Genomic DNA, 11,114 nt, shown 5'->3' with positions numbered 1-11,114 from the left:
CTAGACAGCTCCACTCCACAACCGGAGGCCTTCGTCATCTCGCAGATTCAGATCGTGTCGTCACACAAACTCGACCAACCTGGCTGGGCAGTACAACTAGGCCTTCCGCCTTCAGCTGGTCTTCGGGCCAGCAGGATGAGAAGTTCTCGAACTCCGTCACGCGCTTCAGGAGGGCCCGGCGAACCCCAAGTGCGGCGTCACCTTGCTCGTTGAGATGCCCGAGTACCGATCGAACAATCTTGAACTTGTTGACCTTGGCTGGCTCACTCGCCAGAAGTGCCTGGTGAGGTGCCAGCAGCTGCTCGCTGACACCTGCTCCTCGGAGGAAGGTGATCACGCCTTCCTTGCTCCGAATGAGGCGAGGCACGGTTTCGATCATGAGTTCCAGCAGCTCCGGCGGCCAGTGGTAGGCGTCGTCATGCCTCATTCAGCACCCCCTGCAGTCTCTACGTCTGCTCGTCGCTCCGAACGCCGGCACCCAGAGTCCACGGCTGAGGGCAATTCTCTGCGTTCACATAGCCTGAGGCGGCGTTTTCCCCCAACTGATCGTCCTGTGCAGTACTCGCAACGCTGCCTGCCTAGAACGAGCAAGCCTCTGCCGGTCAGAGCGTTGTGAGAGCCGTGCCCGCCCGGAAGGACAGGGTGATCAGGAGGGCATGGTGGCCAGATGACGATAGATCCCGTTCCGGATGAACGGCGGGATCGTGAGGATGTCGAGGTAGTCGGGGGCGAAGAACTGGAGCTTGACGCCCTCCGCGAGAAGGAGGCCGCTCTCGTCTCCATCCCATGAGGCCGCGAAGAAGGTCACGATCTGCCCGGCGCCGCGGTAGTCGGTGATCTCAAACAGCTCGGTCAGGTTCTCGGGGGATCAGCCCTGCTTCTTCATCGAGCTCGCGGATGATCGTGTCGGCTGGAGATTCCCCGGGGTCGCAGCCTCCACCCAAGACGGCCCAGTGGGCGGGCCATGCGATCTCGGGGAGGTCGTCGCGGAGATGGAGGAGGACTTGGCCGTGGCGGTTAGACGTTCCAGGGTGAGGATGGCTGCGGCGATGACGGTCATCCGGTTGGGGCTGCAGCGGGCCCGCGAAGGATCTGCCAGGACTTGAGTCGCGCGATGCATCGTTCGACCGGTGCTCGTGTCACTGACAGGGCTCGGTTGGCTTTATTCACGGGTTGTGGTTCTGGCTCAGGTTATGTGATCCGTGCACTGTGAGTGACGATTGAACTCCCTGCGACTCCTCGGGAAGTTGCCTCAAAACGAGCAGTGGCAGGAGTGGCTGGGCGGACAGTTCGGGGCTGTGAATGAGATCTTGCTCCGGCTGCATGAGTTGTTGTTCCCGTCGATCGCGGACGTCGCGGTGCTGTCGGTCGACGTGAGCGTCGCGATAGTGCGTGTTGATGTGCGGTGCACGGCCACCGGCGCCTTGTGTCCGGGTTGCGAGGGGTGGTCCTCCCAGGTTCATGGCTCCTACCTGAGGTTTCCCGCTGATGTCCCGAGTGCGGGGCGAAGGGTCGTACTCCAGCTGAGGGTGCGCCGGTTCGCCTGCCGGAATGCCGGGTGCAGGCGACGTACGTTCGTTGAGCAGGTATCCGGCCTGACCCGAAGGAACGGCCAGCGGACCGAGCGGCTCCGCTCGACCTTGGCCGCGATCGGTCTCGCCCTCGCGGGCCGGGCCGGATCCCGGCTGGCCGACATCGTCGGTGCGCCGGTCAGCCGCAGCACTGTCCTGCGGCTGGTCGACGCACTTCCCGAGCCGGAAGTGTCAGCTCCGCGGGTGGTCGGCGTCGACGAGTACGCCACCCGCAAGGGACGCCACTACGGAACCGTCCTCGTGGACGTCGAAACCCGCCGGCCTGTCGACATGCTGCCCGACCGGGAGTCATCGAGCCTGGCCGCGTGGCTGGCCGAGCGGCCGGGAATCGAGGTGATCTGCCGGGACCGTGCGCCGTTCTTCGCCGAGGGCGCGACCGCGGGTGCCCCTCAGGCGGTGCAGGTCGCGGATCGCTGGCATCTCTGGCACAACCTCAGCGAGGCCGCCGAGCGGAGCATCGCCCAGCACCGCCAATGCCTGCGAGTCCTGATACCCGAGACACCTGAACTCAGCGAGACCGAGGCCGACCCCACGGAGGAGCCATCCGGCTCGCCATGGCCGACCGGCCACCGGTTCGCCGACCGAACGCGGACCACGCACGCCACGGTCCATGCTCTGGTGGAGGCAGGGCACAGCCGCCGCGCCATCCAGCGGCAGCTGGGCATGACGAGCCGAACCGTCAAGCGCTATGCGGACGCCGGCCGACCGGAAGATCTCTTCACCGGCCAGTGGCAGACTCGGACTTCGGTCCTCGACGAGTACAAGACATACCTCGACGACCGCTGGAACGAAGGTCACACCAACGCCTGGAAGCTATGGGAAGAGATCGTCCCACTCGGCTATCAGGGCAGCTACCAGCGCGTTCGCGCTTACCTCCGCCTGAAACGCACCTCGCCAGGGCCCGTGACGGCCCGCCGCCCTCTCCCCGGGCCGTCGCCGGATGGGTCCTCCGCCGCCCGGAAACCCTCTCCGAGACCGAACACCTCCAGCTGAAGAGCGTCCAGGCCAACTGCCCCGAGATCGACGCCCTCACCAGGCACGTCCGGTCCTTCGCGACCATGCTCACCGAGCGCCAGGGTGAGCATCTGCCGGACTGGCTCGATGTCGTCAGACAAGACAACCTGCCCAGCCTCCACAGCCTCGCCGCGGGCATCGAACGCGACCTCGCAGCCGTCACCGCCGGACTCACTCTGCCCTGGAGCTCGGGCGCGGTGGAAGGGCATGTCAACCGGATCAAGATGCTCAAGCGCCAGATGTTTGGCCGAGCCGGCTTCGCGCTCCTACGCAAGCGAGTCCTGCTCGCCTGATGCCGTCCACCAGCTGCCCTCCCCAGATCAGATCGCGGGGCGCCGGAGCACGTTGGTGGGCTCCCAGTCGCTCTTCCAGAAGGCTTCAAGCCCGTACTCGTTGATGAACTGCCGCTCGACCTCGTGGATGGGGTACATCCCTTGGATGTTGATCACGTCGTGGCCCTCGTGTCCCGGAATGCCGACGTCGATGCCCAGGTAGTCGTCTCTGTCGAGGACCAGCGGCGCGAACACGCAGAATGCCGTCATCTCTGACTCGGGCACGATGCGCTCACCGAAGTTGATCGTGCTGCCGTAACTGAATGGGCAGGTTCCACGGAGCTGCTCGGCGAGGAAGCCCACGGCGTGGGCCCAGATCACGTTGGTCGAGTTCACGCTGAGGCAGAGTTCCGGCGAGCCGTGCTGCCAATCGGGATGCTCCGCCAGCGACAAGCCATAGGTGAGCGCCGTGAGAAGCCCGTCCGGCAGGTTGTCGTAAACGATCTCTGTCACGCCCCGCAGCCCCTGCTTGGTCGACTCGACAGGGAAGAAGCGGGGCTCCCTTCCTCCGGAAAGTCGATCAATATGGGCGAGGTACTTCTCAACGCGACTGGCCATGTGTCCAGCCTGCACGATCGCTCACCGGCGCACGCCACCGGGGCCGTCACCAGTCACGCTCCGCAACAGGTCCACAGAAGTTGCGCCAGAACCATTTCTCGTGAGCATCCACGAGCCAGATACCGACCAGCCGCTGCTGAAACCCATCAACAAACGCTGCTGCTGAACGTGAACAAAGCCACTCGGTTGACTGTCTGCTGGGTTGTGGTGAGGTCCTGGCCGGGAAGCCGTCTGATGGGCGTGGTCACCCAGGGGCCGGCCCCGATGTAGGCGCGGTCGGCAAGCACGGGGACGCCCTGGCGTTCGCAGATCCGGATGATGCGGTGGGTGCGGGCCGCGGTCAGGTCGTGAGTGCGGCCGGGCAGCGCGGGTGAGATCCACAGCAGCTTGCCGGTGGGATCGGCCACGACCTGCACGTTCACGCCGTGACGGCGGTGCTTCTGGGAGAAGTCGGCCCGGCTGTCGCCGACCCGGTCGCACTCGGCGAGCGTCCCGTCGAGCAGGACGTGATCAGGATCCGTCTCGCGCAGGACCCGCAGCAGGCCGGGTGCCCGGCGGGACAGGTGATCGACGACGGCCGTGACGTAGGCGTGGGCGGTCCCGACGGATATGCCGAAGCCGGCGGCGATCTGCGTGAGCGTGTCGTGCCGGCGCAGGTAGACCAGACCGACGAGGGCGCGCTGGTGGGGCGGGAGCTTGCAGCGTCGGTCACCCTCACGGGTGAAGATGAGCATCGATACCCACTCGACCAGAGCATGAGGCAGGTCGAGGGCGGCAGGGCGGGGAACCAACGATGCTCCTGTGCTGATGAGTTGAGACGTCGAGCACCTCTCTCAACGGCACGGGAGCCTCGTGAGTTGCGGGGCGCTGGCCCGTCACCCGATCAGTGGCCACTCTGAAAGAGCTCAGTCACCCATGGTCGCTGTCCAACTCGATGTCACTACACACGGCGCGGGCACTCGTTCGCGGGACGGGCCCGGCAAACCCGCCCTACACCCGCCACCACCCCGCTACAATCCCCACACCCAAGCCGTTGACCAGGCAAAACATCAAAGTCCGGCTGGAGTACTGGTCCGCACCGGGTTGCGGTTGGAGGAGCAGTCCACCCTGCTGAGGTCTGAGACCCCCTTGGGCGAAGGGCCGCCCGGTTACAGCAAATTCTGGTTGCCGGGATCGATCGCGAAGCGGCAGTCCGCCCAGTGGGTCTTCACGCCGGCGTCATCGAGGCGGGACCTGACTGCGGCCAGTGGCCAGGCAGAAGGTGGACGTGCGTCTCCTTGGGCCGCTGGAGCGTCGCCGACTGCTGGTGGACACCGAGCGAGGGCTTGAGCCGGCGATGTTTAGGCTAGGTGATGACGGGATGCCGCTGGCCCTGTCGACCTGGAAGGACATGTTCACCGCAGCCAACCGCCGCTGCGAGGAAGCGGGGCTGGAGGAGAGGGCACACGCCCACCTCTGCAGACACACTTACGCCGTGATCACGCTGGAACAGCTCCAACGCGGCCATATCGCGGCCCTCGGCGACATGAATCCGGCCCAGCGCCTGCACTACCAGAGGATCTTCGGTGACCCGGTGGAGCCGTGAACTCTCCAGAGTCCTGGGCCCGCCGCTGTAGCCGGTCCGCAGGGCGACTGACCGGGCCAGGAACAAACGCCAGCCTGGCATGGGCAGGGCGCCGAACTCGAAAGTGCGGCTGCGGCCATCCTCGCCATGGAAGTCGACGGTCAGGGAGTCCTCCGTGTTCGTCCTGACCAGTGGTGGGGACTCGTGGCCGCGCAACCACGTTGTCTGAAGTGAGACCTGCCCTGCAGGAGTGCTATGCGGTCATAAGGCAGCTGTGCTCGGTAGCAGTGTTGATCTCGTCTGAGCCGTTGCGGAGCAGGCAGCGGATCTTGCTGGTTCCACTGAGAGAGAGGAACGGGGCCGACCCACTGCCATCACTGTTCTGCAGCGCCGAGAAGACGTCGATCAGGTTGAGATGCGGGGCAGCGCCCGGGATTCCAACCTGCAACATCTCGAGCAGATTGGCAGTGAAAACGCCATGGTCGGTAGTTGCCATCGCCCGTCCGGTGCGGTTTGCCGAGCAGAGGGTGTAGACGTCGGCCATCGTGGTGGCGAAAGCACCCGATAGACGCCCGCCGAAGCACGCGTCAGCGATGACAACGTGCTCTCGCGCTCGGGACTCACCTAGAATTCCTGCGAGGACTGAAGCGGGCGCAGCGGTGTAGGAGAGCCGATCCATCCGGCTCCTCCTTGTTAGAAGAGTCAGATCGCCTTCGTTAGTCACGGCACTATGGCCCGAGTAGTAGACGAGGAGCAGGTCTTCGGCTTCCTCCGCGGCGTCCCCTACTGGGCCTAGCAAATCTGCTGGCGTGGCCGGATCCAGCACGAGAGTGCAGTGCTCCGGCGCGAAACCGAAAATGTTCTTATCGAGGAGTACTTGCCGAACCGCCAGAGCATCGTTCCGGCACGAGGGAAGTACACCTAGCATATCGTCGTCGTATGTAGAGGAACCGATGACAACGGCGCGTGACCTGCTGAAATCAAGCTCGGGTACGAAACTTGTGGCCCTATCTTCCCCGAAGGCGCGGTTGCGTACGAGCGGGAAGTCGCCTGCCTCCTTCCTGTTGCACTGCTCTGGGAGCGGGAACTTGGTTGCTCGCATCCTCTTGCGTACGTCGCCGTAGATGTCGGCCATACGTAGCAAGGGGCCAGCCATCGGGACCCCGTCCCTGAGGGATTCCAAGAGGTGGTGAGTGAACGCGGTGTATGTATGCCCTTCCGGTGCTTTGGAAGGGCGGTTCTTCGGCGCCGAAGTGAGGCAGTACAGACCTTCGGTGGCGAGCTGGTCCTTGACCAGCTGCGATGGGTCCGACATGAGGTCGCTGTGCGCACGGCCGCTGTAACAGCAGTCGAGCACAACAATTTTGGTGGAGGCTCCAGACTGCTTGATGATGTCAGCCACGTAGGAGAACGGCAGGCTGGACCACGGCGCATCGGGCTCACTGCCGGTGAGAGTGAGGTGGAGTTCGCTGTTTTCCCCGGTCAGTTGGCCGTGACCGCTGTAGTAGACCAGCAGGACGCTCTCGGCCTCTTCAGCCGCCTGCTTGAGCGGCTGCATGATGTCTGCCGACGTCGCCGGATCGTCGATCAGCCTCATGTGTTCGGGAGTGAAACTGCCGAGCTCAAGATCGGTAAGTAGCTCGCAGAGGCCGCGAACGTTGTTATACGAGTGAGGAATCTCGTCGAACGTTCGGTAGGTGGCGGTACCGATCAATACGGCTCGGGCTGTGGTGTTCGGTAGCAAAGTCATGCCTCGTGCTTGCTATCCAGCTCGCGCAGGATGCGCCTCGCGATGTCGTCCGGGTCACGCAATCGCGTGGCATCGATCTCGACTTCCTTCTCACCGCTGCGCACACGGATGCGGACGTTACGACGCCGCACCCCGGCCCAGGTGCCGACAGACGCTGCGACTGCGGCCAAGACACCTTGCGGTTCCAAGAGCACCTGCAGCGCTTCCAGTACCGGTCCCATGTCGCCGCTCTCCGTCGGCGCGTTCCGGCCCGAGATCGTGGCTCGTGCGAGTCCGTCATCCTCCCGCAGCCACTTCTCTAACTGTCGCAGCTCGTAACCTGCTTCGTCACCCTGCAAGCCGATCTCGACGATCACGACACTTCCTCTCAGATGCGGCACATGAAGCACATAGCGTAGTAGGGGTTGAGGCGCGTGTCCGAGAGAACTTAGACCAGCCTCAGCACCGGTCGACTGTCCGGCATGGCCAGCAGCTCCCTTACATGTGCCGGCGTCCACGCCAGCTCCTGGGCCAGCTCCCGAACACTCAGACCCGTTTCCCGTTCCGCGAGCTCGAACGCTTGGGAGAGCAGAATTGGTTGTTCGCCTGGGAAGCCGGACACAGGTTCGGCAGAAAATCCCGGCTGGCCATCCAGGGTCCGGAGCTTCTGATGGGTCCTGCTCGCCGTGGCATCAGAGATCAGGCCCAGCCGCATCCGCAGCGAGAAAGGCATCCGCTGGGGCGGACAACCACTCGCCGCCACGGCCGGAAGTAAACCGGCGATTCAGTCAGAGCACTAGCCTGCTCGTATGCCCAACGAACCTGCACCCGCCACGCTGTCGGACCTGGCCCGCCAGCTGGTGCGCACGTCCTTCGGGGCGCGCGCGACCGACCCGCAGCCGCTGGCGGCCGGTGCTTGGTCGCAGGCATTCGAATTGACCATCGATGGTGCGGAGGCGGTCCTGCGCGTCGGGGCGCATGGTGCGGACTTCGCCAAGGACGAACGCGTCGCCGGTTTCGCCAGGCCCGGCCTGCCCGTGCCGCCGGTGCTGGCACGGGGTGTGGTCGACACCTGGCATTATGCGATCTCGGCACGCGCGCACGGGATCGGGTTCGACAACCTGTCCGCCGCCGACGTGACGCTGACGCTGCCGAGCCTCCTGACCACGCTCGACGCCATCGGCGAAATTGAGCTTTCCGGCGCCGCCGGCTACGGGATCTGGACCCCAGACGGGCAAGCTCCGTATGACTCCTGGCCGAACGCGTTGCTGGCCATCAGTACCGAGACGGCCCGGGTTCCCGGCTGGAAAGCAGCGCTGGCCGACTCCGAGATCGGGCTCGGACCGGTGGAAGCCGGGCTGGCCGCACTCGCCGCGCTCACGCCATACCTGCCTAACGAGCGGAACATGATCCATGGCGACCTGCTCAGTCACAACGTCCTCGCTGCCGATGGCACCGTCACCGCCGTACTCGACTGGGGCAACGCCCTGTACGGCGACACCCTCTACGACGCCGCCTGGCTCATCTACTGGTGGCCGTGGTACCCACAGTGGCGCGCTGTCGATATCTACGCCGCATTGCTGGGCCACTGGCGCACCGCCGGCTCGCTCCCGACCCACCTGCGTGAGCGCCTCCATGCCTACCTCATCCATATCGGCCTCGATGCCATCGCCTACTGCACCTTCCAGCGCCGCTGGGACGAAGTGCGGTCCAATGCCGACATCGTGGCCGCGCTGGCCAACAGCGCACCGGGCAAGTACGTCCTCAACACACCCACAGTGCGCCCCTCGTAACCGCAACCACGAGCCCATCGGCCGTTGCTCCAACCTCAACACGGTGAACCTTCACGGTCAGAGCACTAGTAGGGCTTTGTTAGGTGGTGTCGTAGGGCTGCCATGGGGTGGGTTGTCGGCAGGTGGGGCAGGTGCCGGTCCAGGTGGCTAACAGGTGCTGGAGGAGGGCCAGGGCCTGGTAGAGGGTCAGGCCCTGGCAGGGACTTTTGGGCTGGACCGCTGTTCGGTCAGGAAGAGGTGGGCGGCAGTGACGAGGGTGACGTGGCGGTGCCAGCCGGTGAACGAGCGGCCCTCGAAGTGGTCGAGTCCGAGCGTTGTCTTCAACTCACGGTAGTCGTGCTCGATGCGCCAGCGTAGTTTCGCGAGGCGGACCAGATCCCGGGCCGGGATGTCGGCCGGCAGGTTGGAGATCCAGTACTTGACCGGCTCGTCCTGGCCTTCCGGCCACTGGGCTACCAGCCACCGAAGACCGATCACACCATCGGATGCCGGCTTCGGGCGGCGGCCGGCGAGGCGGACGCGCAGGAATACAAAGCGGGCGGACATGGCTGCTTTGGAGCCTTTGCGCCAGGTGACCGTGACCGCTCGTGCACGTCCGGCGGCCAGGATGTGTTCGCGCAGGCTGACCGGTCGGGTCCGGTAGCGGGGCAGCGGACGTGGCCCGAGCCCGCCGTAGGGCGGCTCGTAAGGTTCGGCTGTCTCGGCGTGGGCGGTCATCTCACCCTTGACCTGCAATGCATAGGCCAGGCCGCGGTCCTCCAGGCCGTGGCGGAAGTCGGCGTTCGCTCCGTAGCCGGTGTCCGCGACCAGCACCGCGGGCCGCAGGCCGACGGTGGCCAGCTCGTCGAGCATGTCCAGCGCGAGCTGCCATTTCGGCCGGTGATGCTCTTGTTCGGGGATCCGGCAGCGGGCCCGACGACCGGATGCTTCGGCCTTGTCCCAGCTGCCGGGCAGGAACAAACGCCAGGACAGCGGGCACGAAGCGGTGTCGGACGCGGCATGGACACTGACCCCTATCTGGCAGTTCCCGACCTTGCCCAGGGTGCCGGAGTATTGACGGGCGACCCCGGGCGAGGACGTTCCGTCCTTCGGGAACCCGGTGTCATCCACCACCCACACCTGCGGCCGGACCACCGCCACCGCCCGGCGGGCAAGCTTCGTACGAACCGTGTCCACCGGCCAGGTCGACGAGGTCATGAACTGCTGCAACTGCTGATGGTCCACACCGAGCCGTCCGGCCATCGGCTGCATCGACTTCCGACGCCCGTCCAGCAGCAGGCCACGCAGATACAACCCGCCCTTCACCCGCTGATCAGCACGCACCAAGGGCGCGAACACCTCCCCAGCGAACTCCTCCAACCGGCCCCTACACGCAGCGAGTTCATTCGCCCTCATACCATCAGGAAACCACCAAGACGACCGCATGCCCAGAGACCTAACAAAGCCCTACTAGTGGTTGCCTTGGCAGCAGCAGGGCTGACGGCGTGGCTGTTCCGCCGTCAAGCGAAGCAACGTGCCTGCAGTGCCGCTCAGGGAAATGTGATCAAGGTTGCCTGCCTCCTCCGGCACCCTTCGTTGGACGGACGATGGGTCCGTGGACGGCTGCTGATAGGTCCTTCCGGAGTCGCCTGGGAGCCCCAGACCAAGGCCGGCGCGGCGGTATCCCTTCCGGAAGGTTTGCGTCGGGTCAGCGTGCGTCCACCGTCGCTGCGCGAGGCCGTGAAGATCAACGGGGGGTCCAGGATCGTCGAGTGCACCTCTCCCGAGGGTGCCCTTCTTGTTGCTGTGATGCCGAACGAGTTGGATCACGTACTCAAGGCCTTGAACAGCAACGGAGCAGAGTAGACAGCCACCCGCCTGTTCACCCGAAGTCGGAGGAACCTGGGCCCGATACGCCTCCAATGCACTTACGGCGGCTGGCCCGCGGCTGCGAGACGCTGCCCGCTACCAGCGAGTCCATGGTCGTGTGGGTGATGACCATGTTGATGAGTCGACGCCTCGCTTGTCGCATTCACGTGGCCACGACGACTGTGTCCCTGGCGGCCTGAACCGTATTGTCACGGCGTCACGATGCTGAACTTTTCGGACTGGTGCCCGGTGATCCACCCGCGCTCGGCCAGTCGTTTCGCCCGCGAACGCACTCCCTCGATCTTCGCAGGCACCGCTTCCAGTCCCAGGGCCATCGCGAGTTCCTTGGCTCGCGTTCTGTCCCGCCCCAGCCTGGCCTCGGCCTCCAGCACCGAGATGATCGGCTGGTAGTCCGGTGGGAGGGCCGTCCTTGCCGGCCGCCCGCTCTGGCAGGGAACCGGCGATCCCGCCGCCGTGGCGGTCACCGCGTTCTCCTCCACCACATCCATGCCTCGGCCAGCACTTCCACCGCGTTTTCCGGGCGATGACCAGCCGTTCGACCAGTCGCTCAGCCTCTTCGGGCACGGCCGCGATCCTCGCGGCTTCTCGCGGCTCCGCTCGGCTGCTTCCCGCGCGGCCGATTTCTTCGTTTCCAGGAGTCCCGGCACTGACGTCATCGGCGAC

The 11,114-nt window shown here is 65.2% G+C and carries 13 protein-coding genes and 2 pseudogenes; 5 read left to right on the top strand and 10 right to left on the bottom strand.

The window, feature by feature from the left end; translation table 11 throughout:
* Window positions 1–34: 34 nt before the first annotated feature.
* From ABZS61_RS34530 to ABZS61_RS34515, 4 genes and pseudogenes are all read right to left on the bottom strand, one after another.
* On the bottom strand, window positions 35–427 hold the full coding sequence (locus ABZS61_RS34530) for a hypothetical protein (RefSeq protein ID WP_356430402.1): 393 nt from the start codon (window positions 425–427) through the stop codon (window positions 35–37).
* A 219-nt stretch (window positions 428–646) separates the two neighbouring features.
* A complete protein-coding gene (locus ABZS61_RS34525) occupies window positions 647–808 on the bottom strand; it encodes a hypothetical protein (RefSeq protein WP_356430399.1) in 162 nt (53 codons plus the stop codon).
* 31 nt (window positions 809–839) lie between these two features.
* Entirely contained in the window at window positions 840–971 is a 132-nt protein-coding gene (locus ABZS61_RS34520; protein WP_356430408.1) for an NUDIX hydrolase, read from the bottom strand.
* Between the two features lie 50 nt (window positions 972–1,021).
* A pseudogene (locus ABZS61_RS34515) lies at window positions 1,022–1,158 on the bottom strand (IS5/IS1182 family transposase); the annotation flags it as partial.
* Window positions 1,159–1,298: 140 nt separating this feature from the next.
* Here ABZS61_RS34515 and ABZS61_RS34510 point away from each other — a divergent pair.
* Together ABZS61_RS34510 and ABZS61_RS34505 are read left to right on the top strand one after the other, a co-directional pair.
* The gene (locus ABZS61_RS34510) at window positions 1,299–2,585 is read left to right on the top strand and encodes an ISL3 family transposase (RefSeq protein ID WP_356430396.1); all 1,287 of its coding nucleotides are present in this window, start codon (window positions 1,299–1,301) and stop codon (window positions 2,583–2,585) included.
* The gene (locus tag ABZS61_RS34505) at window positions 2,582–2,899 is read left to right on the top strand and encodes a transposase (protein WP_356430405.1); all 318 of its coding nucleotides are present in this window, start codon (window positions 2,582–2,584) and stop codon (window positions 2,897–2,899) included. Before ABZS61_RS34510 ends, ABZS61_RS34505 begins: the two co-directional genes overlap by 4 nt.
* A 27-nt stretch (window positions 2,900–2,926) precedes the next feature.
* On the opposite strand, the gene ABZS61_RS34500 is transcribed toward ABZS61_RS34505, so the two are convergent.
* Together ABZS61_RS34500 and ABZS61_RS34495 are read right to left on the bottom strand one after the other, a co-directional pair.
* Complete coding sequence (locus ABZS61_RS34500) at window positions 2,927–3,496, bottom strand: suppressor of fused domain protein (RefSeq protein ID WP_356430393.1); 570 nt, start codon at window positions 3,494–3,496, stop codon at window positions 2,927–2,929.
* Between the two features lie 182 nt (window positions 3,497–3,678).
* Window positions 3,679–4,287 (bottom strand): annotated as a pseudogene (locus tag ABZS61_RS34495) (transposase family protein); the annotation flags it as partial.
* A 476-nt stretch (window positions 4,288–4,763) separates the two neighbouring features.
* Here ABZS61_RS34495 and ABZS61_RS34490 point away from each other — a divergent pair.
* A complete protein-coding gene (locus ABZS61_RS34490; RefSeq protein WP_356430390.1) occupies window positions 4,764–5,081 on the top strand; it encodes a hypothetical protein in 318 nt (105 codons plus the stop codon).
* 232 nt (window positions 5,082–5,313) lie between these two features.
* On the opposite strand, the gene ABZS61_RS34485 is transcribed toward ABZS61_RS34490, so the two are convergent.
* A complete protein-coding gene (locus ABZS61_RS34485; RefSeq protein WP_356430387.1) occupies window positions 5,314–6,810 on the bottom strand; it encodes a caspase family protein in 1,497 nt (498 codons plus the stop codon).
* A complete protein-coding gene (locus ABZS61_RS34480) occupies window positions 6,807–7,166 on the bottom strand; it encodes a hypothetical protein (RefSeq protein WP_356430384.1) in 360 nt (119 codons plus the stop codon). The genes ABZS61_RS34485 and ABZS61_RS34480 overlap by 4 nt, the downstream gene beginning before the upstream one ends.
* A 432-nt stretch (window positions 7,167–7,598) precedes the next feature.
* Here ABZS61_RS34480 and ABZS61_RS34475 point away from each other — a divergent pair, with 432 nt between their 5' ends.
* Entirely contained in the window at window positions 7,599–8,582 is a 984-nt protein-coding gene (locus ABZS61_RS34475) for a phosphotransferase (protein ID WP_356430381.1), read from the top strand.
* A 186-nt stretch (window positions 8,583–8,768) separates the two neighbouring features.
* On the opposite strand, the gene ABZS61_RS34470 is transcribed toward ABZS61_RS34475, so the two are convergent.
* Window positions 8,769–9,977 carry an IS701 family transposase gene (locus ABZS61_RS34470; RefSeq protein ID WP_356430378.1) on the bottom strand — a complete coding sequence of 403 codons (1,209 nt, stop codon included), beginning with the start codon at window positions 9,975–9,977 and terminating at the stop codon, window positions 8,769–8,771.
* A 662-nt stretch (window positions 9,978–10,639) separates the two neighbouring features.
* Complete coding sequence (locus tag ABZS61_RS34465) at window positions 10,640–10,915, bottom strand: hypothetical protein (protein ID WP_356430376.1); 276 nt, start codon at window positions 10,913–10,915, stop codon at window positions 10,640–10,642.
* On the opposite strand from ABZS61_RS34465, the gene ABZS61_RS34460 reads away from it, so the two are divergent.
* The coding region (locus tag ABZS61_RS34460) for a hypothetical protein (RefSeq protein WP_356430373.1) at window positions 10,905–11,114 on the top strand (210 nt) is incomplete at its 3' end. The two genes, ABZS61_RS34465 and ABZS61_RS34460, sit on opposite strands and share 11 nt — an antisense overlap.

It is taken from the genome of Streptomyces sp. NPDC005566, assembly GCF_040605575.1.
Taxonomy (GTDB): Bacteria; Actinomycetota; Actinomycetes; order Streptomycetales; family Streptomycetaceae; genus Streptomyces.
Note: the sequence above shows the minus strand (reverse complement) of the source record. Positions and strands in the feature narration are given on the sequence as shown.

Coding starts and splice junctions, on each gene's coding strand:
- ABZS61_RS34500 (WP_356430393.1), bottom strand. CDS start 3,496: ATGGCCAGTCGCGTTGAGAAGTACCTCGCCCATATTGATCGACTTTCC.
- ABZS61_RS34470 (WP_356430378.1), bottom strand. CDS start 9,977: ATGAGGGCGAATGAACTCGCTGCGTGTAGGGGCCGGTTGGAGGAGTTC.
- ABZS61_RS34485 (WP_356430387.1), bottom strand. CDS start 6,810: ATGACTTTGCTACCGAACACCACAGCCCGAGCCGTATTGATCGGTACC.
- ABZS61_RS34475 (WP_356430381.1), top strand. CDS start 7,599: ATGCCCAACGAACCTGCACCCGCCACGCTGTCGGACCTGGCCCGCCAG.
- ABZS61_RS34530 (WP_356430402.1), bottom strand. CDS start 427: ATGAGGCATGACGACGCCTACCACTGGCCGCCGGAGCTGCTGGAACTC.